The organism is Rhizobium sp. Leaf321, from assembly GCF_001423215.1.
GTDB lineage: Bacteria > Pseudomonadota > Alphaproteobacteria > Rhizobiales > Rhizobiaceae > Neorhizobium > Neorhizobium soli.
The window spans coordinates 222,819-248,257 of the sequence record NZ_LMOF01000008.1 but is presented as its reverse complement, the minus strand read 5'-3'; the positions used below and the strand labels follow the sequence as shown (position 1 = coordinate 248,257).

Below are 25,439 nucleotides of genomic sequence, written 5' to 3'. Positions count from 1 at the left end.
GGCGCGATGGCAGGCTGCGTTTCGCGCTCATCGGCTCCGCTTTTCGTCAAGAAAGCTCAGCACTTCGGAAGACGGTACATCGTCGGCAACAAAGGACTGGCCGATCCCGTGGGTGAGGATGAAGGTGAGCTTGCCGCTCTTGACCTTCTTGTCCTGCGCAATCGCATCGAGAAGCTTTTGCGTCGGCGGCAAGTCACCTGGAATGTCGCTGATCCTGGTCGGCAGGCCGACGGCTTTCAGATGCGCCTCGACGCGGCTGGCATCATCAGGGCTCGCAAGGTTCATGCGGGCCGAAAACTGGTAGGCCAGCACCATGCCGATCGCGACGCCCTCGCCATGAACGAGGCGCTTTCCGTCATAGTCGACGGCGGCTTCCAGCGCGTGGCCGAACGTGTGACCGAGATTGAGGAGCGCGCGACGGCCGGTCTCGCGCTCGTCTTCGACCACCACATCGGATTTCGACTGGCAGCTTCTGGCAATCGCCTCGATCCGCTCGGGCTCGCCTGAGAACACGGCCTTCCAGTTCTTTTCCAGCCATTCGAAGAAATCCGGCTGGTCGATCAGCCCGTATTTGGCGACTTCGGCATAGCCTGCGCGAAACTCCCGCTCCGACAGCGTGTCGAGTGCTGCGGTATCGGCGAGAACCAGATCCGGCTGGTGGAAGACGCCGAGCAGGTTCTTGCCGTGACGGGTGTTGATGCCCGTCTTGCCGCCGACGGACGAATCCACCTGCGCCAGAAGCGAGGTGGGGATCTGCACGAAGCGCACGCCGCGCCGCACGATGCCTGCCGCAAAACCTGCGAGATCGCCTATCACGCCGCCGCCAAGCGCGATCACGGCATCGTTACGTTCGATCCGGGCCGACAGAACCATGTCGCAGACGGTTGACAGGTGTTCGAGGCTCTTGGTCTTTTCGCCGGCCGGCAGCGTCAGCGATACGGCTTCGATGCCGTCGGTCTGGAGGCTGTCCATCAGCGCTTCGAGATAGAGCGGTGCCACGTTTTCGTCCGTTACGATCGCCGCGCGCCGGCCTTTCAGCCGCGACGTGATCTCGCCGCCGGCGCGCTCGATGAGACCGGGGCCGATCAGAATATCGTAGGCGCGCCCTTGGAGCGGCACATGCACCAGGCGTTCGGAAGCACGGGAGGTTTCGTTCATGGCATGTCACCTGTCTTTGCAAGGCCGGCCTTGGGAAGCCCGGCCAGCGCTTTTAGCACCTCGTTGACCATCACGTCCTTGCGGACATTATGCGACAGCACGGTGAGATCGGCTTCGGCATAGATCGGGTAGCGCTGGATCATCAGGTTCTCCAGCGTCTGCTTCGGGTTTTCGGTTTTCAGAAGCGGGCGGTGATCGCGCCGGTTGACGCGCTCCCACAGAACATCCAGATCCGCTTTCAACCAGAGCGAAACGCCGCCGGCCTTGATCTGCGCGCGGGTCGCCTCGTTGATGAAGGCACCGCCGCCGGTCGAGACCACCCGCGGTCCCTGCTTCAGCAACCGCTCGATGACCCGCGTTTCCAGCGCCCGGAACTCCGTTTCGCCGTATGCGGCAAAAAGCTCCGAGATCGTCATGCGGGAAACTTTTTCGATTTCCGCGTCGGTATCGACGAAGGGCACGTTGAGCGCCTGGGCGACCAGCTTTCCGATCACCGACTTGCCCGCTCCCATCAGACCGACAAGGGTCAGGTTGCGGCCATCGAGTGCCGCGCTCGCCCGCTGCTTGAGCGACTGTTCCGCAATGGATGCAACTTCGTTCATCGTCTCGTCCGTTTGCGAAACGGTATCGACAAATGCGGGATGGGCGTCAAGCCGCGCGGCGCCTGAAACACCGCCCTCACCGTTTCTTCTTGTCGATCTATAAACATTTACGGATATAGTGCAGCGCAACGAAGCGGAGTTCTCGATGCCTACCCTGTTCCGGTTTCTATTCGTGCTCGCGGTGATCGCTGGCATCATCTACGGAAGCATGGTGGCACTGGTCTTTCTGGTGGAGCCGCGCGAACGCGATGTCACGGTGCGCGTGCCCTCCGAGCGGCTGAACCCGCCCGCCCAGAAGCCCTGACCGCCCGAATAAGGGCTAGGACGTACCGATGGCAGACCTGTCTCGCGCTCACATCGAAGCCTTTCTGGAAATGATGAGCGCCGAACGCGGTGCGGCGATGAACACGCTTTCGTCCTATGAGCGCGATCTGGAGGACATGCATTCCTTCCTCGCGACCCACAAATCGACGCCGTCGTCTGCGCAAAGCGCCGATCTGTCGGCCTATCTTAGCCATCTCGGCAAGCAGGGCTTTGCCGCGTCCTCGCAGGCACGGCGGCTATCTGCCATGCGACAGTTCTACAAGTTCCTCTATGCCGAAGGCCTGCGCACCGACGATCCCACATCCATTCTGGACGCCCCGAAGAAGGGTCGGCCGCTGCCAAAGATCATGACCGAGGCAGACGTGACCCGTCTTTTAAGTCTTGCCATGAAGGAAGCGGCACAACCGGGACCCGACCAGATTTCCCGCGCGCGCATGCTGGCCCTGCTGGAGCTTCTTTATGCAACGGGAATGCGGGTGAGCGAACTCGTCTCACTGCCGGCAAAGGTGCTGGACCAGGAAGGCCGGTTCCTGATGGTGCGCGGCAAGGGCAACAAAGAACGGCTGGTGCCGCTCTCCCGCTCGGCCATCGCCGCGATGAAGGTTTATGGCGAAATGCGGAGCAGCCGCGAAAAAGATGCGGACAGCATCTGGCTCTTCCCTTCCAGCAGCAAGGAAGGTTATCTTCCCCGCCAGGTTTTTGCCCGCGACCTTAAGGGACTGGCGGCGCGGGCGGGCTTAAAAACCGCTGCGATCTCGCCGCATGTGATGCGCCACGCGTTTGCAAGCCATCTTTTGGCGAATGGCGCCGACCTTCGCGTGGTGCAGGAACTGCTTGGACATTCAGACATTTCCACCACTCAAATATACACGCATGTCCTGGAAGAACGGCTTCGCCAGACGGTGCAAACACATCACCCTCTTGCAAAACAGGCCAAAAACCGGGATTAGAAGCCCCGATCGAAAATTGGAACGCTACGTTCCTCAAGAGAAAAACAACCGGAAACCGGATCTCATGCAAACGTATCTCGACTTCGAAAAGCCAATCTCTGACCTCGAGGGCAAGATCCACGAGCTCAAGAAGCTCACGGACGAGAATGAAGGCATCGACACGACCGACGAGATCACCCGCCTCGAAGGCCGGGTGAAGGAAGCGGTCAAGGACATCTATTCCAAGCTCGGCGCCTGGGAGAAGACGCAGGTTGCCCGCCATCCGCAGCGCCCGCATTTCGTCGATTATGCCGAAAAGCTGTTTACCGATTTCACGCCGCTTGCCGGCGACCGCAATTTCGGTGAGGACGCGGCGATCCAGGCAGGCCTTGCCCGCTTCAACGGCATGCCTGTCGCCCTGATGGGCCAGGAAAAGGGTCACGACACCAAGAGCCGCCTGAAGCATAATTTCGGCAGTCCGCGTCCCGAAGGCTATCGCAAGGCGATCCGCATCATGGAAATGGCAGATCGCTTCGGCCTGCCGATCATTTCCCTGATTGATACGGCAGGCGCCTATCCGGGCGTCGGCGCGGAAGAGCGCGGCCAGGCGGAAGCCATCGCCCGCTCGACGGAAATGTGCCTTGGCGTGAAAGTCCCGTTGATCTCCATCGTCATCGGCGAAGGCGGCTCCGGCGGTGCGATTGCCATCGCCACCGGCAACCGGGTCTATATGCTCGAGCACTCGATCTATTCGGTCATCTCGCCGGAAGGCGCCGCCTCCATCCTGTGGCGCGATTCGACCCGCGCCCGTGAAGCTGCGACTAACATGAAGATCACCTCCGACGACCTGAAGGGTCTCGGCATCATCGACGAGATCATTCCGGAGCCGATCGGCGGCGCGCATCGCGACCCGGAAACCGTTATTGCTGCCACCGGCAAGGTGATTGCTTCGGCTCTGGAAGAACTTGGGAAGCTCTCCGGCATCGAGTTGCGCAACCAGCGCCGGCAGAAATTCCTCGATATCGGCCGCAACCTGTAGGATTAGGCGTAAAACCGATCGTCTGCCCCTGAAATTGCCAAAATCGCCGGTATAGGACTTTGGCAATTGCCGGTGTGCGGTGAAAACCGCGGCGGTTTCGCTAGACAGCCGCGTGCAAGCGTTTAAGAAGATGTAAAGCTTACCGTCTTATTGATCGTGTCTCGTACGGTTTTGTTCGCCATTCCTGATATGTGGTTTGTCTCGATGCGCCTGAAACACATCGCCTTCGCCCTTCTTGTCGCAACGGCCCTTACCGGCTGTAACGATACGCTGGACTCTGCAAAGATCGATCTCTCGACCGTCAAGAACAAGAAGGAGCAGCCTCTTCCTTCCAGCATCGTTGCCGAGATGCAAAAGAGGAACATGCCGCGCCAGTCGCCGATCATGATCCGCATCCTCAAGGAAGAGGGTAAGCTCGAGATCTGGAAGGCGAAGGCCGACAACCGCTTCGACGTCATCAAGAGCTATGACATCTGCGCCTGGTCCGGAAAGCTCGGACCGAAGGTGAAGGAAGGCGACCGTCAGGCGCCGGAAGGCTTCTACAGCCTGACCCCTGCGCACCTGAACCCCAATTCTCAGTATTACCTCGCCATCAACACCGGCTTCCCGAACCGCTACGACGCCGCCAACGGCCGCAGCGGCACCAATCTGATGATCCACGGCGCCTGCTCGTCGTCGGGTTGCTACTCCATGACCGACGAACAGGTTCTGGAAATCTACGCCTTTGCACGCGACGCCTTTAAGGGCGGCCAGACCTCGATCCAGCTGCAGGCGCTTCCCTTCCGCATGAGCGCGGAAAACATGGTGCGCCACCGCGACAACCAGAACTATGACTTCTGGAAGATGATCAAGACCGGCTACGACAATTTCGAAGTGACGAAGCGCCCGCCGGAAGTGAACGTCTGCGAAAAGAAATACGTCTTCAACCAGCAGGCGGACAGCAACGGCAAGTTCGCACCGGCCGCCGCCTGCCCGACCATGTCGACGCCGCCGACGCTGGTATCCGCACTGTCGTCCTATTCCAAGACCTACGAACTCGCCTATCAGAAGGCGATGGACAAGTATGACGGCAAGGTCTGGTACGAACCGACGGAAGCCGAGCGCAAGGCCGTCGTTGCCGGCAAGCGCAAGGGCCGTGAACTCGCCTATGCGCCGACAGGCACCTCGCTGGAAGCCGGCAAGCTGCTGAGCCAGTCGGAATTCAAGCAGATGATGGAAAAGCGCATGGCCTCGGGCGGCGAGAAGCCGGCGACCACCGTGCTTGCCTCCGCTGGCCCGACGTCTGCCCGTACAGCCTCGATCAACGAGCGTATGATGGTAAAGCAGGACCGCCTGCCTGCAACGACGACCGGCTCGATTGCCAATACGCAGTTGCGTGGCGCCCAGACCGCCAGCGTTCCATCGGCGCCGGCACCACAGGCTGCAACGCCGACCGTTCAGACAGCGCAGGGCACGACCGTTGCCGTTCCTGTGCCGGAACAGAACCCGCTTGCCTATACGGCAACGCAGCCGGTGACCGAGACCGCCAAGAAGCCCGCCTGGAAGTTCTGGTCCAAGGACTGACGCCAGTGCCTGGTGAAGCCCTCGGAGAGACCTATGATCTTCGCGGGCTGAAATGCCCCCTGCCCGTGCTAAAGACCCGCAAGCGTCTGAAGTCGATGGAGACGGGCGCGTCTCTCACCCTGGAAACCACCGATCCCCTTGCCGGCATCGATATCCCGCATTTCTGCAGCCAGGACGGCCACGCCCTGCTCTCGTCCGAGCGGACGGAGACGGGGCACAGGTTCGTGATCCGCAAGGGTTGATCCCGGCGACAGCATCAGATCGAAAATTGGAACTGGCGATGCAGCCTTAGAACTGCATGCCCGGCACGGCCAGCGGATTGTCTTCGAGCGCCGCACGATCCGGACGATCGATCTGCGGCTTGCCCGTGAAGGCCGCGAAAAGATCCTGCACAAACGCCTCCGGCAGATCCTGGGTGATCAGCACCATGCGCGTCAGACGATCGGAGCCTTCAGGCCATTTCGCCAACCGTTCCGGCGGATGGAAAATGCTCTGCACGCCGTGCAGCACCAGCGGACGCTCGAGATTATCAGACATCGCCACGATCGCCTTCATGCGAAGAAGCTTTTCGCCATGCGCCGAACGCAGCAGATCCACGAACATGCTGAGCGCCATCGGCTCGATCGGCTTGTCGTGGACGATCGAGAAGGAGCGGATGTTGGCGCCGTGGCGGTTTACGTCATGATGGTGGTGGTGGTGGCCGTGATCATGGTGGTCGTGCCCATGAGCCTCGTGCGCGTGATCATGCGCCACCTCTTCCCGCAGCCAGCGGCCAACATCGGCAATCTTCGTCTGCGGATCATACAGCCCGTTGATCAGGATCGCCGCGGCACCGGCACTTTCGTCATCGCCATCCACAATTGGCGCCCGCGGATTGAGCGCGCGCAGCCTGGCCCGCAGCGCCTCGATCTCCTTCGGGCTCGACATGGAAAGCTTGGAGAGAACCAGCCGGTCGGCGACCGCAGCCTGCTTGACCGCTTCCGGATGACGATCGAGCGTCGAGATACCGTTGACCGCATCGACAACGGTAACGACGCCGTCGAGCTCGAAATTCTGCGCGATAACAGGATTGCCCATGACCGACTGCATGACCGGCGCCGGATCGGCAAGCCCTGTCGTTTCGATGACCACCCGGTGGATCGGCTTCAGCCGCCCGGTCTGCACGCCGTCCATCAGCGTGGCGAGCGTATCGATCAGCTCTCCGCGCACGGTGCAGCAAAGGCAGCCGTTGGACAGTTCGAGCAGCGCATCGCCCGAGCTTTCGACCAGGAAATTGTCGATGCTCACATCGCCGAATTCGTTGATGATGACGGCCGTGTTGCTGGCGGCCGGATCCTTCAGGATCCGGTTGAGAAGCGTGGACTTGCCCGCCCCCAGAAAGCCGGTGAGGATGGAAACCGGAATGCGACCGCTAAAGGACATGTTTTAGTACCTTAAAGTTCAGCCAGCTTTTTAGAGATTGGCTGGGCGCGGCTGCGGGATCGGTACGGACTTAGTCCCCGTATTGGCATCCGGCACGTCTTCACCGCCGAGGATGAGGCTTGTCACCGCATATTGCGGCGGCCGCGTCATCTCGTGAATATAGGGCGAGTGCAGAACGGTTCGCCCGGCATCGTCGCGATTTTCACTGCGGACTTTGGCAGCCTTCGGGTTGCAGATCTCGGCGCTGACATCATTCACCTCGGCCGTGTTTCCATACGGCGGCAGCGAGGCGAGCGGCACGCCTTCGTTTGCCTGGGAGGTGAGCCCCTGCTGCAGAAGGTTCGCAGTATCATCCGCCCGGCCGGCGAGACTGTCGGAACCGAGCACGACCGAAATCACCGTGCGGCCGTTGCGGGTGGCCGAGCCAATCTGGTTGAAGCCGGCGGCACAGATGAAGCCGGTCTTCATGCCGTCGGCCCCATCAAAGCGGCCGATCAGTGTGTTGAAGTTCGGATACTGCTTCTTGCCGGTATCGATGCCTTCCAGCGAGAAATAGCTCTGGTACTGCGGAAATTCCCGCTTCAGCGCCAGCGTCAGCACGGCGAGATCGCGCGCCGTGGTAAACTGGCCCTTGCCCGGCAAGCCATGCGGATTGATGAAATGGCTCGATGCCATGCCGAGCCCCTGCGCTTCGGAATTCATCATTTCCACGAACTGGTCGAGCGAGCCACCCACCGTTTCGGCGACGGCAACGGCGATATCGTTGGCAGACTTGACGAGAAGGATCTTCATCGCATTGTCGAGCGTCAGCCGCGTGCCGGGCTTGAAATACATCTTGCTGGCCGGCTGGTCCGTCGCCTTCTTGCTCATCACCACCTGGGTTTCGAGCGAAAGGCGGCCGCTTTTGATCGCCTTGAAGGTGACATAGGCCGTCATCAGCTTGGTCAGCGAAGCCGGATACCATTTCAGGAACGCATCCTGATGGGCGATGACCCGCCCGCTCTTCACATCGACGATCAGCCGCGGATTGGCCGCAGCGCTGCCGGCGGAAACGAGGAGGCCTAGTGCCGCAATGGCGGAGACCACCCGAACGGCGGTCGCGGATTTCAGATGCAAGAATGACAAGAGCGTTCCTCGTCGCTGGAGCCGGGAATGGAGGCCCGAAACGTTTGGCGCATATGTGGCCACTGTGGCCAAGCAATGGCAAAGATGATTGATTACGTCAATCAGGCGAGGCACACTCCCTTCGGGAGGATGGGTCACAACCTTATGAGCAGCAGCACAGGAAATCCGAATGCCCATCTTGAACCGAGCCGCCGAACTTCAAGGCGAAGTCAGCGAATGGCGCCGACACCTCCACCAGAACCCCGAAATCCTCTATGACGTCGTTGAGACCGCAGCCTTCGTAGCCGCTAAGCTGAAGGAATTCGGCGTCGACGAGGTCGCGACCGGCATCGGCCGCACCGGCGTTGTCGGCATCATCAGGGGCAAGGGCGCCGCGGGCTCAGGCGCAGGGAGCAGTGGACGCACGATCGGTCTGCGCGCCGACATGGACGCGCTGCCGCTGACCGAACTCACGGGAAAGACCTGGGCCTCGAAAACCCCTGGCAAGATGCATGCCTGCGGCCATGACGGGCACACGTCCATGCTGCTGGGTGCTGCAAAATACCTTGCCGAAACCCGCAATTTCGAAGGCTCCGTGGCGCTGATCTTCCAGCCCGCCGAAGAAGGCGGCGCCGGCGCGCTGGCGATGATCGAAGACGGCATGATGGAGCGCTTCGGCATCGACGAAGTCTACGGCATGCACAATATGCCGGGCATTCCGGTCGGCCAGTTTGCCATCCGCAAGGGCGGCATCATGGCCGCACCCGACCGCTTCACCATCACCATCAAGGGTCGCGGCGGCCACGCGGCCCAGCCTCACAAGACCATCGACCCGATCTTCATCGGCTCGCAGCTGGTGGGCAGCCTGCAGGCAATCGCCGCCCGCAATGCGGACCCCGTCCAGTCGGTGGTGATATCAGTGACCCGCTTCGATGCCGGAACGACACACAATATCATCCCCGACAACGCGATCATCATGGGCACCGTGCGCACGCTGAACGAGGACACCCGCGATCTCGCCGAAAACCGCATCCGCCAGATCGTCGAAGGCTTGGCAAGCGCCCACGGCGCCGGCTGGTCGATCGACTATGAGCGCAAATGCCCTGTCACCTCCAACCACGACAGCGAGACCGACCACGCAATCGGCGTCGCCTCATCGATCGTCGGCGCCGCCAATGTGGATGCCAACGTCGAACCGACCATGGCCGGCGAAGACTTCGCCTTCATGCTCAAACGCCGCCCCGGCGCCTTCATCTTCATCGGCAACGGCGATACGGCAGCCCTTCACAACCCCAACTACGACTTCGACGACGAAGCCCTCGCCTACGGCATCTCCTACTGGGTCAAGCTCACGGAGCAGCGCCTGTCACCATAACCCGCAGAAAAACACTTGGCTAAACGCATCACCTTTTGTATGGGTTTTGCCGAGTGGTCCCATAGCTCAGCAGGATAGAGCGCAAGATTCCTAATCTTGAGGCCATTGGTTCGAATCCAATTGGGATCACCACATTTGCAGGACTTTTGGGGCGTCCGCGTTCCCGGCGTTCCCACAAACTGATCATTCGCTGGCTGATTACGTCCGAGTTCGCTCAGCCGTTACCCGCGACGTGATGCGTTGCTGCACAGTAAGAACAGCTCAGCACCACAACCATCCGCTACCGTCGAAATACGCAAACTCAGAACCGCGGCGAGAACTCGTAGTTGCAAAGGATTTGCTTCGACCCAAGCCATCGTAACTGCTTTGCTGCGGCCATGCTCAACGTCTCGATTTTGGCCAGGCTTGAATTTTCGCATGGCTCTTTCAACACACAATAGAGCGCCTGCAAAATTCATCAAACAGCGGATCAACTAAATCCCGACCTCGACGAAATTTATACTGTTTAGCTCGAATTTATTTAACGTTGCCTCGAGACAAGATTGAAGATCGGTGTCCAAGGCCATTCTGATTGCGCTGATCATCTCTGCCTCGAAAGCATCGATGCTGTCGTAAGCGATCAGGTTGGACGACGAAGCCGCCTTACACAGCACTTCGACAACGCGTCTTTCGTTCGTGAGGCCCCTCAATGCTCCAGCGCAGGCGACCACGGCATCATGGTAAGCTGCGTCCCGGGAACCCGGCCACGCTTCGATCAAATACTTCGCCGCCTCCTTCGTGCTTTTGATACGCACAAAGGTCTTGGTTTCCCCCCGCAACTCGATGGTGACGGCGTTGTCCCATTCAGCCATGGCTATGCTCGCCCAATCCGCAAGTAGAGCTAATTTAGCGGGCAATACTTGAGCGGGGCTGGTGACTGTCGTGTGGAAAAGAGGACCTGGCGATGTAGTAGATCAGCGCCAATGTACGAGATCGACTTGAAGTCGATACCTATAGAAAGCGGGTAATTGGCCAACGTGTAGCGCCAGCAGGTCAAACTCTTATACCAGTGTACGATGTCTACACATTGCGCCACGCCTTTCATTTCCCGAAGGCCGCTCCCGTGGCTGAGAACGCGCGCTTTCGGAAGGATGTCGCGTTTTTCCCTACGAAAATTCCGTGTTCCCGGGATTACGTTCTCGGAGATTTCGCCGTCCATTCGGGATCACCACTTCCGCGCCCTCCTCGTCTATACTTGCGGCGTGGCCTGCTTGCTGCCGCGGTTTGTGCGAAATGGGCGGGTCGCCCCCTTGAGCACAAAACCGAGAATGCCGGCGAGCAGCCAGCCGGCGAAGAAGCCGCCGCCGGCCCAGATGAGGCCTGCGGCGTCGATCGGCACCGCCGGCACGTAGTCGCGCCAGGTATTGGTGAAGGTCATGGGGTCGGCGTTGCGCATCACCACGAATGGCTTGATCGGCAGCGGGGCCTTGATCAGTTCATCCTGCTGCGTCAGCAAAGTCTCGTAACGCTGAAAGATGCCGCGCATCGTGTCGCCCTGGTCGCGCAGAAAGGTTTCCGGCGAGCTCGAATAGACGTTGAGCGCTTCTTGCCGGCCAAGACCGTGGTGGTTGGCCTGGATGTCGAACTGGGTGATCATCACCTTCAGCTCATCGAGCGCGCCGCCGATGCGCTGGCGGTATTGCTGGGCAAACTCGGGCGCCTGAGAGAAAATGAGGCCGCCCAATATCGCTGCAGCCATCGTCAGCATTCGTCCGAACATCAGCATCGCATCACCCCGTTCGTGGACCCCTTTCACAACGGGAGATACCTGGAAAGGTTGCGGGCAGGAATGCTGGTGGCATTTTGAGGCGCCTCAAAGTTGCGCTTTTCCCGCTGCGCCGACCTCGTCGATCTGAAAACCCACGGCGAACGGTTCAGGTCTTGCGGACATGCTCCATACGGAAGCCGAGGCCCATCAGTCGTCCCGAGAGATGGGCGAGAAGCGGAAAGCGGGCGATGCCGCGGATAAAGGCGGGCGGGCCTTTGCGTTTTTGCGCGTCGCCCTCATCGCTGCGGCGGCTCGAGCGCATCATCAGCTGCAGTTTCTGCGTGGCGCGCGTCGGAAAGCTGCGGCGCTTTTCCACGGCCGCGAGATCCGCATCCGAGAGCCTGTTTTCCCGCAGCGGCTTTGCCAGAATGTTTGCCGCCGCCACCGCATCCTGGATGGCAAGGTTGACGCCAACGCCGCCGATCGGCGACATCGCATGGGCCGCATCGCCGATGCAGATCAGGCCGCTGCGCCACCATTGTGTCAGCCGGTCGATCCGCACGGTCAAAAGGCTGACGTCGTCGAAGGAGGAGATCTCCGCCATCCGCGCGGCCGGAAGCGGCGAAACATCCACCACTCGCTGACGAAAAGCCTCGATGCCTTTTTCGCGGATGTCTGCATAGGTCGTGCGACGGACCACATAGCCGCATTGCCAGTAGTCACCCCGGTCGATCAGCACCAGACCCTGGCTTGGACCGGCATGCCCCATCACCTCGTTCGGATCATCCTTCTGCTTGGAAAGCTTCATCCACAGGACTTCGCTCGGCTCTCCAAAGCTTTCGACAGTGAGGCCGGCCTTTTCCCGGGTGATGGAATTGCGGCCATCGGCCCCGACGACGAGTTGCGAGCGGATGGTCAGCGGACCATCCGGCGTTTCGACGCAGAGGCCGGCAATTGCGTCCTTCTCCTCGATGAGCCCGGTTACCTTGGCATCCATGATCAGCTTGAAATTGGGATAGCTTTGCGCCTGCCTTGCCATGAAATTCAAAAAATCCCATTGCGGCATGAAGGCGATGAAACGGTTCTTGACCGGGAGACGGGAGAAATCCGCCATGGTGATCGTCTCGCCGCCCATCTGCGCGGAAAGCTTTGGCGCCCTTGTATGCGGCAGTGCCAGAAAGTCATTGATCAGGCCGAGCTCTGTGATCACTTCCAGCGTCGAGGGATGGATGGTATCGCCACGGAAATCGCGCAGGAAATCCGCGTGCTTTTCGAGCACGACCACATCGACGCCGGCCCGCGCCAGAAGAAAGCCCAGCATCAGGCCCGCCGGCCCTGCCCCGGCGATGACACACTGGGTTTCGATCTTCTGGGTTTCGATCGTCTGGGTCTCGATCGTCTGGGTCTCGATCGTCTGCATATCCGTCATGACCTATCGGGCTCTTCGAAAGTTCGGAGTTGAGCGCTTACACTTGTGAGCCGCTGCTTTCTCTTTTAGACCAGCGGTCACCGTAAAGACAGGACATACCATGGCCGAAACCGGCAAGCGTCGCATCAGCATTCTTGGTTCCACCGGCTCGATCGGCGTCAACACGCACGATGTCGTGAGCCAGCTTGGCGGGCGCGACGCATTCGATGTCGTGGCAATTACCGGCAACGCCAATGTCACATTGCTGGCCGAGCAGGCGATAGCCTGCGGTGCAGCGCTGGCCGTAACCGCCGATGATGCCCATTACGACGCGCTGAAATCGGCACTGTCAGGCACCGGGATCGAGGTCGCGGCAGGACGCGCGGCGCTGATCGAAGCGGGTGCACGACCATCCGACCTGGTCATGGCGGCAATCGTCGGGACTGCCGGCCTTGCGCCGACGCTTGCTGCTGCGGAGCGCGGAGCAGACATCGCCCTTGCCAACAAGGAGTGCCTGGTTTCCGCCGGCGAACTCTTCGTTCGGGCGGTGGCCGAGGGCGGCGGTCGACTGATCCCGGTCGACAGTGAGCACAGCGCGATCTTCCAGTCGCTGGAAGACGACCAGCACCATGCGGTGGAACGCATCGTTCTGACCGCGTCCGGCGGACCGTTCCGGACATGGAGCCGCGAGGAGATGGCCGGCGTCACGGCAGAGGTTGCCCGCGCCCATCCCAACTGGTCCATGGGACTGAAGATCTCGATCGGCAGCGCCTCGATGTTCAACAAGGCGCTTGAAATCATCGAGGCGAAGCACCTGTTCAATATCAGGCCGGACCAGATCGAGGTGATCGTGCATCCGCAATCCATCATTCATTCCATGGTGGGTTACCAGGATGGATCCGTCATTGCGCAGCTCGGCAGTCCGGATATGCGCACCGCCATCGGCTATGCGCTGACCTATCCCGAGCGGCCGAAGCTGAATGTGGACCGGCTCGATTTCGCCAAGCTGGCAAGGCTCGATTTCGAGGCGCCGGACGAGGTTCGGTTTCCGGCACTCAGGCTTGCCCGCACTGCGCTGGAGCGCGGCGGCGCGCAGGGCGCGATCATGAATGCCGCGGAAGAGATGGCGTTTCATGCCTTCTGCGCCGGCAGGATCGGCTTTCTCACCATGGCGGATGTCGTCGAAGACGTGATGGACGCGATGATGGGTCACGCGGCAACAACGATGGACGCCGTGTTTGCAGCAGACGCTGAAGCACGCCGCGTTGCCGACGAAATCATCGACAAACGGGAAATGGCCGCCTAAGCGCCGAAAGCCATCGGCTACGGCGGGACGGCCGCGTGATCAGACAAGTTCATTGCGTGATGTGAAGACGGGGCGACTTGGAGCGCCCGGCATCCCCGTGACACGCACGGGGATGAGGCAAACGTCGTGTCAGGCGACCTGGCGTGCCAATGCGCAGCGCGACCACAGCTGATGCAGCGAGCTGACCAGATGTTCCAGATCCGCATCCGTATGCAGCGGCGTCGGTGTGATGCGCAGGCGCTCGGTCTTTTTCGCAACCGTCGGATAGTTAATCGGCTGGACATAGACGTCGCAGGTGTCGAGCAGGATGTCGGAGATCCACTTGCACTTGGCCGCATCGCCGACCATGACAGGCACGATATGGCTTGGGTTGTGCATATGCGGGATGCCCTGCTGGTCAAGCATCATCCGCAGCTTCTTGACGCGGTCCTGGTGACGCACGCGCTCGAACGGGCTTGCCTTGAGGTGGCGGATCGAAGCGATCGCGCCGGCCGCAAGTGTCGGTGGCAAAGCCGTGGTGAAGATGAAACCGGATGCGAACGAACGAATGAAGTCGCACAGCGCCGTTGATGCCGCGATATAGCCGCCCATGACGCCGAAAGCCTTGCCAAGCGTACCTTCGATGATCGTCAGACGATCCATGAGGCCTTCGCGTTCGGCAATGCCGCCGCCGCGCGGGCCGTACATCCCGACCGCATGAACTTCGTCGAGATAGGTCATCGCACCGTATTTGTCGGCGAGATCGCAGATCTCCTTGATCGGCGAGATATCGCCGTCCATCGAGTAGACGCTCTCGAACGCGATCATCTTGGGCGCCTTCGGATCGGCTGCCGCAAGCTTTGCTTCCAGATCGTTCAGATCGTTATGCTTCCAGATCACCCGGTCGCATTTGGCATAGCGGATGCCCTCGATCATCGAGGCATGGTTCAACGCGTCGGAAAAAATGATCAGACCGGGGATCTTCTGGCCGAGCGTACCCAGCGTCGCCCAGTTGGAGATATATCCGGACGTGAACACGAGCGAGGATTCCTTGCCGTGAAGGTCCGCGAGCTCCTGCTCCAGAAGAACATGGTAGTGGGTGGTGCCAGAAATATTCCGGGTGCCTCCCGCACCCGCGCCACAGTGATCAATGGCCTCGTGCATGGCCTCGATCACGGCCGGGTTCTGGCCCATGCCGAGATAATCGTTGGAACACCAGACGGTAACCTCCCTCGGTCCCTCGGGCGTATGACGCGTCGCGCGCGGAAAACTTCCGCGATGCCGCTCGAGATCGGCGAACACGCGGTAGCGGCCTTCCGAATGAAGTCCGTCCAGTTCGCTTTTGAAAAATGCCTCGAAATCCATGTCACACTCCAGAACCTACCCCGGTTTTGGGTCCGGTTTCGCCATGCGTCAAGCCCGAATAGGTCAATTTGCCCCGACCTGCGGCGAAAAGTCCGATTTTTTGGAACAATTCCAATGAAGCGAAACTACCATTGAAATCTGCCAAAATCGTTACGAGTCAGGCGACCCCGAAAAGACGAACGACTTTCCGAACAATCGGCTCGAGCTGGCGTGATGCGACTTCCCCCACCATCTCATCATTCCCCAAGTCGGCCAGCCGATCAATACCCATTTCATACCGGCGAAACCTGACTGAAAGCGGATTTTTGCCACAGCCATCGAAGAATGAGATCAGAATGTGTCTTGTTTATATGGACTATTTGAAGAGCCGGCCTATTGTTCATCGGATGCACAAAAGCCCGGCGTGCGCACCTGCAAGGGTTTCGCCGGACACAATCAACCGGCAGGAACTACTCAGGAGGAATTCATGAAAAAGGCTTTGATGCTTCTCGTGCTCGGCGCATCTCTCGCGAGCTGCACCGCGACTGAAAAGGGTGCCGGTATCGGCGCTGCATCCGGCGCCATCATTGGCGGCGCAGTCACCGGTAACGTCCGCGGCGCAGCCGTTGGCGCAGCCATCGGCGGCGTTTCCGGTGCGGTCATCGGCAACGTGTCGGAACAGCCGGGCCAGTGCTATTATCGCGATCGCTACGGCCGTCGCTACATCGACGATTGCCCGCGCCGTTACTAATCGGAGCGGCGCTCGACGAGCACCGCAAGACTGTGGCCCTGGAGCATGCTCCAGGGCTTTTTCATTTATGAAGACATACTTATCGACGAGACGGGGGTACCCCGTTAAACAATTTGCGGCTACACAAGACCAGGAGCTGGTCATGATGGCCGGGGCGGTGATAAGTCGGCAATAAGTTAGCGTATGCAGAACGTAAGCAGCGGGCGGAAGAAGATGAATTACCGGAGGACCGGTTCCGTCGCAGCGATTGCGGCCGCCCTTCTTTGTTCGCCTGCGCTCATCGAGAGCGCCTACGCTTTCAAGCTTTTCGGCATTACACTGTTTGGCGACGACGAGGACAAGGTCGAGGTGATCGACCCGGTCCGCTACGACGCGACTCTGGAAGCCGGTGATGCGGACAAGAAACTCAAGGATCGCCTGGAAACCGCGGCATCGCTGATCGCCGACAAGGACGAGCCTGTATCCGGTGATCTCGGCATCGTCATCAAGGCCCGCGAAGACCGGGACCGCCTGGTTGCTGTTCTCTACGAAGAAGCCCGGTATGGCGGGGTCGTCCGTATCTCTGTTGCCGGAACGGATATCGACGCGCTGCCACCCAACCCCACCTTCGACCACTCATCACCCGTTCCCGTGACGGTTCAGATCGAACCCGGACCGGTTTTCAAACTTGGCTCGGTGCGGTTCGACAAGGATGCGACCGGTCGTAACCCCGCGGACTACGATCTGGAGCCTGGCGGCGAAGCCGGCTCGCGCGTGATTCTGAAAGCCGGCGAAAAGCTGCTGGTCGACGTCAAGGCAGAAGGTCGACCGCTTGCCAAGCTGACCGAACGGCAGGTGACCGCCGACCATCGCACCAACACGGTCGATGTCGTGCTTGGCGCCATCTCGGGCCCGATCGCACCGTTCGGCATGGTCACGGTCAAAGGCTCGCGCACAGTCGACCCAGCCTTCATCAAACACTATTCCCGCCTCGACAAGGGCGGCCGCTATTCACCGGTGCAGCTGAAAAAGGCCAATGACCGGCTGCGCGAGCTCGGCGTGTTTTCTAGCGTCACGATTCAGGAATCCGATGCCCTTGCGCCGGATGGATCGCTGCCGCTGATGATCGAGGTTTCGGACGGCAAGCAGCGGTATTTCGGCTTTGGTGCCGAATACTCTTCGCTCGATGGAGCGGGTCTCTCGGGTTACTGGGGGCATCGCAATCTGTTTGGCCAGGCCGAATCGCTGCGCGTGGAAGGCAAGGTCTCCGGCATCGGCGCAACGACCGACGTCACCACATTCGACTATTCCGCCGGTATCGTCTTTACCAAGCCGGGCTTTCCCGTGCCTGAGGCAACGTTCGAATCGCGCCTGGAAGCCAAAAGCGAAAATCCAGACGATATCTACGACGCGCAGTCGATCGCCTATTCGGCCGGCTTTTCCTACGAACTCAACGACACCGACAAGCTCACCGCCGGCGGTGAAGTCGCGTATATTCTCGCCGACGATGCCTTCGGAAAGAATGAGTACCTGACGTTCAGCGTGCCTGTCGGCTTCGAACGCGACGCGCGTGACAACAAACTGGACCCAACCGAAGGTTACCGCGCAACGCTTTCCGCCAAGCCTAGTTATGAGTTCTTCAATCAAAGCATTTTCTCGTCTTTCGAGGGCTCGATTTCCGGGTATCTCGGATTGGGTGCAGAGGATCGGGTCGTGTTTGCAGGCAAGCTGAGTGCGGGGACGCTGGTCGGCGCCGACGAGCTGCAGGACATCCCAGCCACCAGGCGCTTTTATGCCGGCGGCGGCGGATCGGTGCGCGGCTATTCCTATCGCGAAATTTCGCCTTATAACGGCGATGACGAAGCGCTGGGCGGACGATCCTACACTGTGGCCTCTTTTGAAATGCGCGTAAAAGTGTCAGATAGCATCGGCATCGTACCGTTTCTCGACGTCGGTACGGTTTCGACCGAAATCGTGCCTGATTTTTCTGATATAAGAGCTGGAGCGGGGATCGGGTTGCGTTACGCCACTCCTTTCGGGCCGATCAGGCTGGACGTCGCGCTTCCGTTGCGACGCTATGACGACGGTAGCCAGTATGGAATTTATGCCGGCATTGGCCAGGCATTCTGAAAGGTAAAGTTGCCAGCATGACGCTTTTCGTTCGCCTGCTGAGATGGGTCTTCAAGGCCGCGATTGCCGCGGTCGGGGTCCTTTTCGTCATGGCGCTCGGCGTCGTCCTGTTCGTTGCATTGACGCCGTTCGGCGGAAACATTGCGGCAGAGCGGATCTCGGCGCTGGTGTCCACCCCGGACCGCAAGGTCAGTTTCTCTCGACCGGAAGGTCTGCTGTCGGGTGATCTGCGCATCGACAGCCTGACGCTGTCGGACAAGGACGGTGCCTATGCCGAAATCGGCGGCATCGAAGTCGACTGGTCGCCATCGGCGCTGGTCTCCGGCGTGTTCCGCGCAGACCGGGTTTCCGCAACGACCGTGAACTTCATTCGTCCGCCGCAGCCGGATGCGACCATAACGACGCAGAGCACGACAAAGTCGTCCGGCTCGCCGCTGCCGGTCGGCATTCGGGTCGCGCAGATAGATCTGCCGGATATCAACCTGTCGCAGGCCCTCTCCGGACGCGATTTTGCGCTGTCGGTGAAGGGCTCGATCGATGCGACCGGCCCCAACATCTCGCTCAAGCTAGAAGCAACCCGCAAGGACGAGATGGATGCGAAGGCATCCGCAGATATCGTCTACGCACCGTCGGAAAACCGCCTGCAGCTGAAGGCCTCGGTCTCCGAACCGCAGGGCGGACTGCTCGCCCGCCTGTTGCGCCTTCCCGGCGCTCCTGCCGTCGCATTGGGGCTGGATGGCGAAGGACCTCTCTCGAACTGGGCCGGCCGTCTCGTCGGCAATGTCGATGGCGCACCTGTCATCTCCGTGGACGGCAAACATGTCCTGGTCGACAACGGCGCCCACCGCGTGGAAATCATCGGTGGCGGCCAGCTTGCAACGCTGATGCCGCCAGCCTTCCGGTCGCTGGTCGAAGGTACAACGGACATCAATGTCGCCGCCATCTACGCGCCTTCGGGTCGCGTCGACATCCAGCGCGGCGACCTCACCTCCGGCGCCGTGAAGATTACCGCCAAGGGCGCATGGGACCCGAACGGCGACAACAGCCTGACGGCCGGCGTTTCCGGCACCAAGGGCCCGGTCTCGATCGCGTGGCCGATCAACGGCCAGGAGAGCCGCTTCTCCATTGATACGATCAATTTCACCCTAACCGGCGCCGCAGCCTCTGCTCGTTTCAATGCGACGGCAGCGCTGAATTCCGCAGAGCTTCCGCAAGGCCGGTTCGGCCAGGTGCGGCTACAGGCTGAAAGCGAGGATCTCGACCTCATCCAACGGGCCGGCAGCATCCGCAGCCGCCTCACGATTGGTCAGATGAGCTTCGTCAATCCCGACCTCAACCGTGTGATCCGCGGGCCGCTGACGCTCGACGCACCACTTCGGCTGGCACCACCGGCCATCGGCCTGGATGCAGCGACGCTCGAAAGCGCCGGCATCAGCGGTACGGTCAGCGGCGCATTCGATACGTCGAAGCAGACAGTCACCGGCAATTTCCGCATTTCGACCAATGCCTCGGTCCTGCCGCCGTCGCTGGCACCGAAGTTCGAAGGCGCAATTGCCGCCGAAGGCTATGTCGACGCCTCCTCGGCAAACCGCATCAGCCTGGAAAACGTCACGCTGAAATCGAACGCACTCGAAGCCCGCGGCAACGTGCTCTATGAAAACGGCACGCTGGTCAGCCACCTTGCCGGACGCCTTCCGGACATCAAGCGCTGGCTGCCGGATGCCGAAGGCGCCGCAGGCTTTGACATCACCACCAGCGGCCCCACCACGGCACTGGCCGTCAAGGCCGTCGTCAACTCCGCCGAGGCAAGGCTCGTCGGCCGCAAGCTCGAAGATCTGAGCTTCACGATCAATGGCACCGCCAATCCACAGGCGCCGCAGGGCACGATCGTCGCCAAGGGCACTCTGGACAGCCAGCCGATCCGCATCAATGCCGATGTGCAGTCGGCGAACAGCCAGACGTCTGCCCCCAATATCGTCGCCGAAATCGGCCCGAACCGCCTGAACGGCGCACTGACCTTCTCGCCGGAATTCCTTCCCACCGGGGAAGTCACATTCAACTTCCCCGATGTGGCACTTCTTGCCGCACTCGCAGCCCAGCAGGCGCAAGGCGACCTTCGCGGTTCGGCGACCTTTGCCAATGTCGACGGCAAGGCGAGCGCTGTCGTGAAGGCCGAAGGTTCCTTGCTGAAGCGCGGTGCTATCGAGATCGCCCAACCCAAGGTCGACCTGACGATACCGGACCTGAAGGCGATTGCGGCTGCCGGTTCGATCAGTGCGGCGCGCATCGGCAGCGGCACCAACGTCATCGATAACATGCAGTTGGGTATCACCCACGGTGGTACGACGACGGACTTCAAGCTGTCCGCGACCTACGACAATGCGCCACTCGAGGGTGCCGGCGCGATCCAGACCGCGGACGGGCTTGCTGTCGAGATCAACAGCTTCAATGCGACTCCGCGCAAGATCCCCGTACGCCTCGCTGCCCCAACCCGGATCGTTGTCGAGAACGGCAACGCGCGGTTTACCGACTTTACCATTGCCACAGGCAACGGCCGTCTGTCTCTGAACGGGACCGCCGGCACGGCGCTTGATCTTTCCGCCAAGATCACGTCCCTGCCGGCCAGCCTGATCAACACGTTCGTACCCTCGATCAATGCAGCCGGCGTCATTTCCGGCACGATCAATGCAACGGGCACGACCTCTGCCCCGGCGATCAAATATGATTTGGAATGGAGTGATGCACAGCTTCGCCAGATGCGCGACGCTGGCATCGCACCCTTTCGACTCCAGGCTGCCGGAAGCTTCGCCGACCGTACAGTCACACTAGACCGCACCCGTCTCACGGGATCCGATGGTCTCGAATTGACCGCCGACGGACGCGTGATCCTCAACGCCGACGGCGCGCCGGCGCTCGACATCAATGCAAGGGCCAGATCTGTTCCGGCCAGTCTCGCAAATGCCTTCGTACCGGGCCTCGGCGCAAAAGGCGCGATCTCCGGGACCGTGGTGGCAACCGGAAGTCCCCAGGCGCCGGCCGTTCGTTACGATCTGCGTTGGGCGAACGCCTCCGTCAGCCAGTCGACATCCGCAGGCGTTGCTTCGGTGGATGTGACTGCCAAGGGTACCTATGAGGGTACGCGCGTAACCGTCGACCTCGGTCTTACCGGCGGCGGCGGTATTTCGCTCACCGGTGGCGGCGCTGTCTCGCTCGAAGGCGACAAGGCGCTGAACCTCAAATTCGATGGGCGCTTTCCGTTTTCCATACTCGCGGGCCAACTTGCCGCCCAGGGCTTCGTGCTGACAGGCACCGGCAATGTCGATCTCGGCATTCGCGGAACGGCCAAGGCACCGCTTCTCTCGGGCAGCGTCACCTCCTCAGGGGCGAAGTTCGTCGATGCCAGGCGCAATCTCGCCATCAACAATCTCGCTCTCAACGTTCGGCTCGACGGCACCCGCGCCACGATCGAGCGGCTGGGCGGAACGCTTGCAAGCGGCGGCACCGTCGCCGTGACAGGCTCTGTAGAGACGACCGAGGGCTTTCCGGCCGATCTGCGCATCGTCCTCAACAAGGCGAGCTATGCGGACGGAAACCTGTTTGCGGTCACCGCTGACGGAGATCTCACGATCAACGGCCCGCTGCTGTCGGGCCCGGCGCTGAAGGGCAAGGTGTCGCTGACCAAGGCTGCAATCACCGTGCCGGCCCGGCTTCCGTCATCACTGTCATCGATCGATATCCGCCACCGCAACGCCCCACGCGACGTTGTGCGCCAGATGGAGGAAATCCGGCCGAAAAGCGCAAAGGGTGCCAGCGAGCCGATTGCACTCGACCTGCAGATCCTGGCACCGAACGGTATCTTCGTGCGAGGCCGCGGTATCGACGCCGAGCTCGGCGGCGACCTGACGATCAGGGGCGACGCAGTCACCCCTGTCATTTCCGGTGGCTTCGACATGCGTAGAGGCCGTATTGTCATCCTGTCAAAGCGGCTGGACTTTACCGAAGGCAAGATCACCTTCGGCGGCGGTCTGGTACCGATCCTCGACATGGAAGCAAACACGAGCTCCGGCCAGACGACGATCACGGTGAACATTACCGGCGTTGCCAACGATCCGACGATTTCCTTCTCCTCCGCCCCTGCCCTGCCGCAGGACGAGGTTCTGGCACGACTGATCTTCAACCAGTCGATGTCGCGTCTGTCGCCGCTGCAGATTGCACAGCTGGCCGATGCCGTGACCCAGCTTGCCGGCGGGGGCTCGACGTCGCTGCTCGAAAAGCTGCGCAGCAACCTCGGCGTCGATGACCTCGACATCAGCACAGACGATACGGGCCAGACGACGGTATCGGTGGGGCGCTACATCAACAAGCGCACCTACTTCCAGGTCGAGCAGGGCGGCCAGAACGGCGCTCAGGCCACCATCAATCTGGATGTCGGGCGTGGCGTCAAGCTGAAGGCCGGCGCCGGCAGCGAAGGCGGCACCGCAGGCGTATTCTACGAAAAAGAATACTGACCAGGTGACGTAGAGCCACCCACAGCCCACCAGACGGGAAACATCCGACTGCCCCGAACGTGGCCGGCAACCGGGCGCAGCAAGAGCTGCCCTGCCTGCGGAGACATGCCAGAACATTAGCGAACTGGTGAGCAAGTTTAGAATTGCGAAATACTCTTCGCATACAGTTAGCGAATTGAAACTTGCCATACGGTTTGCAGCACCGTTGCGGAAAGGTCAGCAGCGCCAGCTGAAAGCCTTGAACCGGACCTGCCGCTGTCGCCGTAAAGGCCTGCACGAACCGGGAAGAACTTTGATGTCCGCGACGATCAACTCGAAGACTTACAGTGGCGATACGCTTGAGATCATCGCCTTCCGCCTTCACGATCAGGAGTTCTGCGTGAAGACCACCACCATCCGCGAAATCCGCGGTTGGGCCCCGTCGACACCGCTCCCGCATGCACCGGCCGACGTCATCGGCGTCATGAACCTGCGCGGATCCGTCATCCCGATCATCGATCTGGCCTTCAAGCTGGGCATGAAGAGCACTGTCGCCAACGAGCGGAGCGCGATCGTCGTCGCCGAGGTGCATAACATGGTCATCGGCATGCTGGTCGATCGCGTGTCCGACATCCTGACCATTCCCGCAAACACGGTTCAGCCGGTTCCGGAAGTCTCCGCTTCGTTCGACAAGTCATTCTCGGAAGGCATCATCGCCAACGAAAACGGCATGATCTGCTTCCTCAACCTGTCAAAGATGTTCAAGGGCACCGAAGTAGAAGAACTCGCTGCCTAAACCATCCCCGCGATTTGAACAAAGGCCGCATGACTTAGTCATGCGGCCTTTGTCGTTTGCTTCGTAATACTTGCTCACAATCAGGTTTCATCCATCACTTTTTAATATTTATGCTTTCTAATATTATCCCGGGGCGACGACCATCCCGCTGTTGGGAAAAGGCGTCAAAAGTACGCAGCCAAGTGTCCGACGCGGCGCGGCAAGGGGATAATCATGCTGGGATTGGGTAAAGCCGGGGATGTGGCGCGGATCTTCGACGCCATATCGCGTTCGCAGGCCGTTATTGAATTTGATCTGACCGGCACCATCCTGGATGCCAACGAGAATTTCTGCCAGGCGCTGGGGTACACGCTCGCAGAAATAAAAGGCAAGCATCACCGCATGTTCTGCGAGCCCGCTTTCGTTGCGTCCGACGAATACCGCTCTTTCTGGAAAGACCTCGCTGCCGGCAAGTTCGAGGCGCGGGAGTACAAGCGTATCACCAAATCAGGCGGGGAAATCTGGATCCAGGCCTCCTACAACCCGGTCATGCGCAACGGCAAACCATACAAGGTCATCAAGTTCGCGACCGATATCACGGCCACGAAGCTGAAGGCAGCCGATGACGCGAGCAAGCTTTCGGCGATCAGCCGGTCGCAGGCCGTCATCGAATTCACACCACAGGGCGAAATCCTCGACGCCAACGAAAACCTCTGCAACGCTGTCGGCTACGATCTGGCCGAGATCAAGGGACGCCACCACCGGATGTTCTGCGAGCCCGGCTATGCGGCGTCACCTGCCTATGCGGAATTCTGGAAGAAGCTGTCGGAAGGCGAGTTCATCGCTGACGAGTTTGTCCGCTACGGAAGGGGTGGCCGCGAGATCTGGATCCAGGCCGCCTATAACCCGATCCGCGATCTCAACGGCAAGGTCACGAAGGTCGTCAAGTTTGCAACCGACGTGACGCCGCGCATGAACGCAATCGGCATGCTGAGCAAAGGCCTGCGCAATCTCGCGGACGGCAAGCTTGACCAGTCGCTCGATACGCCCTTCGTGCCGAGCATGGAAACCACCCGAAGCGACTTCAACGAGGTCGCCGCCAAGCTGACCGATGCCATGCGTACCGTGGCGCAGAATGCAGCCGGTATTGCCGCGGCTTCAACCGAAGTCCGTGACGCATCTGGAGAGCTCGCAAAGCGCACCGAGCAGGCGGCAGCCGCGCTTGAGCAGGCCGCAGCAGCCCTTGAGGAAGTGACGCGCACCGTCACCGATTCCAGCAGCCGCGCCGACGAGGCCGGCAAGCAGGTCAGGGCCACCAAGGAAAATGCCGAACAATCCGGCCTTGTCGTCCGCAGTGCCATTTCGGCGATGGACGAGATCGCCGCCTCGTCGAACGAGATCAACAACATTATCGGTGTGATCGACGACATCGCCTTCCAGACCAACCTCCTAGCCCTGAACGCCGGTGTCGAGGCGGCGCGCGCGGGTGAAGCGGGCAAGGGATTTGCCGTGGTTGCTCAGGAAGTGCGCGAACTCGCTCAGCGTTCGGCCAAGGCCGCCAAGGAAATCAAGACTCTGATCAACACCTCGGCACATCAGGTCTCCAGCGGTGTCGAACTGGTCGGGCGTACCGGCCGATCACTGCAGGAAATCCTCGTGCAGGTGGCAAGCATCCATGAAAATGTCGGCGCGATCGTCGAGGCATCCCGCGAACAGGCAACCAGCCTGCGAGAGATCAGCAGCGCGGTCAATCACATGGACCAGGCGACCCAGAAGAACGCCGCGATGGTGGAGGAAACCACCGCTGCCAGCTATTCACTGGCCAACGAGGCCGATAGCCTGAAGGCTCTGCTCAGCCAATTCGATATCGGCTCCGTCACCTCACAGGTCCGCAGGCCGGAGTCGAACTATACGCCGGCAGCAGCCAACGTGGCGCCGCTGCGCATGGTCCAAGGCAATCTGAAAACCGCCGGTGGCTGGGAAGATTTCTGAGACACCCTCAAGAGCAGCCGGGGCG

At 60.6% G+C, this 25,439-nt stretch carries 20 protein-coding genes and 1 tRNA gene; 13 read left to right on the top strand and 8 right to left on the bottom strand.

Annotated elements, in window-relative coordinates:
* Nucleotides 1–27 precede the first annotated feature (27 nt).
* Complete coding sequence (aroB, locus tag ASF70_RS18230; protein ID WP_062581754.1) at nucleotides 28–1,158, bottom strand: 3-dehydroquinate synthase; 1,131 nt, start codon at nucleotides 1,156–1,158, stop codon at nucleotides 28–30.
* Nucleotides 1,155–1,760, bottom strand: a complete 606-nt coding sequence (locus ASF70_RS18225) for a shikimate kinase (protein ID WP_062581752.1) — start codon at nucleotides 1,758–1,760, stop codon at nucleotides 1,155–1,157. The genes aroB and ASF70_RS18225 overlap by 4 nt, the downstream gene beginning before the upstream one ends.
* Before the next feature lie 145 nt (nucleotides 1,761–1,905).
* On the opposite strand from ASF70_RS18225, the gene ASF70_RS24360 reads away from it, so the two are divergent.
* The 5 genes from ASF70_RS24360 to ASF70_RS18200 all read left to right on the top strand — a co-directional run bounded on the left by ASF70_RS24360 (nucleotide 1,906) and on the right by ASF70_RS18200 (nucleotide 5,857).
* The gene (locus tag ASF70_RS24360; protein ID WP_092660944.1) at nucleotides 1,906–2,064 is read left to right on the top strand and encodes a hypothetical protein; all 159 of its coding nucleotides are present in this window, start codon (nucleotides 1,906–1,908) and stop codon (nucleotides 2,062–2,064) included.
* Between the two features lie 28 nt (nucleotides 2,065–2,092).
* Nucleotides 2,093–3,034: a site-specific tyrosine recombinase XerD gene (gene xerD / locus ASF70_RS18215; RefSeq protein WP_062581749.1), complete on the top strand. Its 942-nt coding sequence runs from the start codon at nucleotides 2,093–2,095 to the stop codon at nucleotides 3,032–3,034.
* Between the two features lie 64 nt (nucleotides 3,035–3,098).
* Nucleotides 3,099–4,052, top strand: coding sequence for an acetyl-CoA carboxylase carboxyltransferase subunit alpha (locus ASF70_RS18210; protein ID WP_062461806.1), 954 nt, complete (start codon nucleotides 3,099–3,101; stop codon nucleotides 4,050–4,052).
* A gap of 204 nt (nucleotides 4,053–4,256) precedes the next feature.
* Nucleotides 4,257–5,615: a murein L,D-transpeptidase family protein gene (locus ASF70_RS18205; RefSeq protein WP_062462017.1), complete on the top strand. Its 1,359-nt coding sequence runs from the start codon at nucleotides 4,257–4,259 to the stop codon at nucleotides 5,613–5,615.
* A 5-nt stretch (nucleotides 5,616–5,620) separates the two neighbouring features.
* Nucleotides 5,621–5,857: a sulfurtransferase TusA family protein gene (locus ASF70_RS18200; protein WP_062581748.1), complete on the top strand. Its 237-nt coding sequence runs from the start codon at nucleotides 5,621–5,623 to the stop codon at nucleotides 5,855–5,857.
* Between the two features lie 46 nt (nucleotides 5,858–5,903).
* Here the strand turns inward: ASF70_RS18200 and ASF70_RS18195 are convergent, their stop codons facing one another.
* Together ASF70_RS18195 and ASF70_RS18190 are read right to left on the bottom strand one after the other, a co-directional pair.
* Entirely contained in the window at nucleotides 5,904–7,037 is a 1,134-nt protein-coding gene (locus ASF70_RS18195) for a GTP-binding protein (protein WP_062581746.1), read from the bottom strand.
* A gap of 30 nt (nucleotides 7,038–7,067) precedes the next feature.
* On the bottom strand, nucleotides 7,068–8,153 hold the full coding sequence (locus ASF70_RS18190; RefSeq protein WP_244474111.1) for a D-alanyl-D-alanine carboxypeptidase family protein: 1,086 nt from the start codon (nucleotides 8,151–8,153) through the stop codon (nucleotides 7,068–7,070).
* A 178-nt stretch (nucleotides 8,154–8,331) separates the two neighbouring features.
* On the opposite strand from ASF70_RS18190, the gene ASF70_RS18185 reads away from it, so the two are divergent.
* Both ASF70_RS18185 and ASF70_RS18180 read left to right on the top strand, forming a co-directional pair.
* Entirely contained in the window at nucleotides 8,332–9,516 is a 1,185-nt protein-coding gene (locus tag ASF70_RS18185; protein ID WP_062581744.1) for a M20 aminoacylase family protein, read from the top strand.
* Between the two features lie 55 nt (nucleotides 9,517–9,571).
* Nucleotides 9,572–9,648: transfer RNA gene (locus tag ASF70_RS18180), tRNA-Arg, on the top strand.
* A gap of 341 nt (nucleotides 9,649–9,989) precedes the next feature.
* Here the strand turns inward: ASF70_RS18180 and ASF70_RS18175 are convergent.
* The 3 genes from ASF70_RS18175 to ASF70_RS18160 form a co-directional block, all read right to left on the bottom strand.
* Complete coding sequence (locus ASF70_RS18175; RefSeq protein WP_062581737.1) at nucleotides 9,990–10,367, bottom strand: DUF982 domain-containing protein; 378 nt, start codon at nucleotides 10,365–10,367, stop codon at nucleotides 9,990–9,992.
* Nucleotides 10,368–10,744: 377 nt separating this feature from the next.
* Entirely contained in the window at nucleotides 10,745–11,281 is a 537-nt protein-coding gene (locus tag ASF70_RS18165) for a DUF2937 family protein (RefSeq protein ID WP_062581734.1), read from the bottom strand.
* Between the two features lie 148 nt (nucleotides 11,282–11,429).
* Nucleotides 11,430–12,683 (bottom strand): FAD-dependent oxidoreductase, encoded by a 1,254-nt coding sequence (locus ASF70_RS18160; RefSeq protein WP_156461915.1) that lies wholly within the window; start codon nucleotides 12,681–12,683, stop codon nucleotides 11,430–11,432.
* A gap of 109 nt (nucleotides 12,684–12,792) precedes the next feature.
* Here ASF70_RS18160 and dxr point away from each other — a divergent pair, with 109 nt between their 5' ends.
* Nucleotides 12,793–13,977, top strand: a complete 1,185-nt coding sequence (dxr, locus tag ASF70_RS18155; protein ID WP_062581730.1) for a 1-deoxy-D-xylulose-5-phosphate reductoisomerase — start codon at nucleotides 12,793–12,795, stop codon at nucleotides 13,975–13,977.
* 129 nt (nucleotides 13,978–14,106) lie between these two features.
* Here dxr and hemA read toward each other — a convergent pair whose 3' ends face one another.
* Nucleotides 14,107–15,321, bottom strand: a complete 1,215-nt coding sequence (hemA, locus tag ASF70_RS18150; protein WP_062581729.1) for a 5-aminolevulinate synthase — start codon at nucleotides 15,319–15,321, stop codon at nucleotides 14,107–14,109.
* Between the two features lie 466 nt (nucleotides 15,322–15,787).
* Here hemA and ASF70_RS18145 point away from each other — a divergent pair, with 466 nt between their 5' ends.
* The 5 genes from ASF70_RS18145 (at nucleotide 15,788) to ASF70_RS18125 (ending at nucleotide 25,414) form a co-directional block, all read left to right on the top strand.
* The gene (locus ASF70_RS18145; RefSeq protein WP_062462576.1) at nucleotides 15,788–16,051 is read left to right on the top strand and encodes a glycine zipper domain-containing protein; all 264 of its coding nucleotides are present in this window, start codon (nucleotides 15,788–15,790) and stop codon (nucleotides 16,049–16,051) included.
* A 213-nt stretch (nucleotides 16,052–16,264) separates the two neighbouring features.
* Entirely contained in the window at nucleotides 16,265–18,160 is a 1,896-nt protein-coding gene (locus ASF70_RS18140) for an autotransporter assembly complex family protein (protein ID WP_062581728.1), read from the top strand.
* A 17-nt stretch (nucleotides 18,161–18,177) separates the two neighbouring features.
* A complete protein-coding gene (locus ASF70_RS18135) occupies nucleotides 18,178–22,668 on the top strand; it encodes a translocation/assembly module TamB domain-containing protein (RefSeq protein WP_062581727.1) in 4,491 nt (1,496 codons plus the stop codon).
* Between the two features lie 295 nt (nucleotides 22,669–22,963).
* Entirely contained in the window at nucleotides 22,964–23,443 is a 480-nt protein-coding gene (locus tag ASF70_RS18130; RefSeq protein WP_062462566.1) for a chemotaxis protein CheW, read from the top strand.
* 213 nt (nucleotides 23,444–23,656) lie between these two features.
* A complete protein-coding gene (locus ASF70_RS18125; RefSeq protein WP_062581725.1) occupies nucleotides 23,657–25,414 on the top strand; it encodes a PAS domain-containing methyl-accepting chemotaxis protein in 1,758 nt (585 codons plus the stop codon).
* Nucleotides 25,415–25,439 lie beyond the last annotated feature (25 nt).

Bases quoted from the DNA above. Each gene is read 5' to 3' on its own strand.
- aroB (WP_062581754.1), bottom strand. From the start codon at position 1,158: ATGAACGAAACCTCCCGTGCTTCCGAACGCCTGGTGCATGTGCCGCTC.
- ASF70_RS18225 (WP_062581752.1), bottom strand. From the start codon at position 1,760: ATGAACGAAGTTGCATCCATTGCGGAACAGTCGCTCAAGCAGCGGGCG.
- ASF70_RS24360 (WP_092660944.1), top strand. From the start codon at position 1,906: ATGCCTACCCTGTTCCGGTTTCTATTCGTGCTCGCGGTGATCGCTGGC.
- xerD (WP_062581749.1), top strand. From the start codon at position 2,093: ATGGCAGACCTGTCTCGCGCTCACATCGAAGCCTTTCTGGAAATGATG.
- ASF70_RS18210 (WP_062461806.1), top strand. From the start codon at position 3,099: ATGCAAACGTATCTCGACTTCGAAAAGCCAATCTCTGACCTCGAGGGC.
- ASF70_RS18205 (WP_062462017.1), top strand. From the start codon at position 4,257: ATGCGCCTGAAACACATCGCCTTCGCCCTTCTTGTCGCAACGGCCCTT.
- ASF70_RS18195 (WP_062581746.1), bottom strand. From the start codon at position 7,037: ATGTCCTTTAGCGGTCGCATTCCGGTTTCCATCCTCACCGGCTTTCTG.
- ASF70_RS18185 (WP_062581744.1), top strand. From the start codon at position 8,332: ATGCCCATCTTGAACCGAGCCGCCGAACTTCAAGGCGAAGTCAGCGAA.
- ASF70_RS18175 (WP_062581737.1), bottom strand. From the start codon at position 10,367: ATGGCTGAATGGGACAACGCCGTCACCATCGAGTTGCGGGGGGAAACC.
- ASF70_RS18165 (WP_062581734.1), bottom strand. From the start codon at position 11,281: ATGCTGATGTTCGGACGAATGCTGACGATGGCTGCAGCGATATTGGGC.
- ASF70_RS18160 (WP_156461915.1), bottom strand. From the start codon at position 12,683: ATGCAGACGATCGAGACCCAGACGATCGAGACCCAGACGATCGAAACC.
- dxr (WP_062581730.1), top strand. From the start codon at position 12,793: ATGGCCGAAACCGGCAAGCGTCGCATCAGCATTCTTGGTTCCACCGGC.
- hemA (WP_062581729.1), bottom strand. From the start codon at position 15,321: ATGGATTTCGAGGCATTTTTCAAAAGCGAACTGGACGGACTTCATTCG.
- ASF70_RS18145 (WP_062462576.1), top strand. From the start codon at position 15,788: ATGAAAAAGGCTTTGATGCTTCTCGTGCTCGGCGCATCTCTCGCGAGC.
- ASF70_RS18140 (WP_062581728.1), top strand. From the start codon at position 16,265: ATGAATTACCGGAGGACCGGTTCCGTCGCAGCGATTGCGGCCGCCCTT.
- ASF70_RS18135 (WP_062581727.1), top strand. From the start codon at position 18,178: ATGACGCTTTTCGTTCGCCTGCTGAGATGGGTCTTCAAGGCCGCGATT.
- ASF70_RS18130 (WP_062462566.1), top strand. From the start codon at position 22,964: ATGTCCGCGACGATCAACTCGAAGACTTACAGTGGCGATACGCTTGAG.
- ASF70_RS18125 (WP_062581725.1), top strand. From the start codon at position 23,657: ATGCTGGGATTGGGTAAAGCCGGGGATGTGGCGCGGATCTTCGACGCC.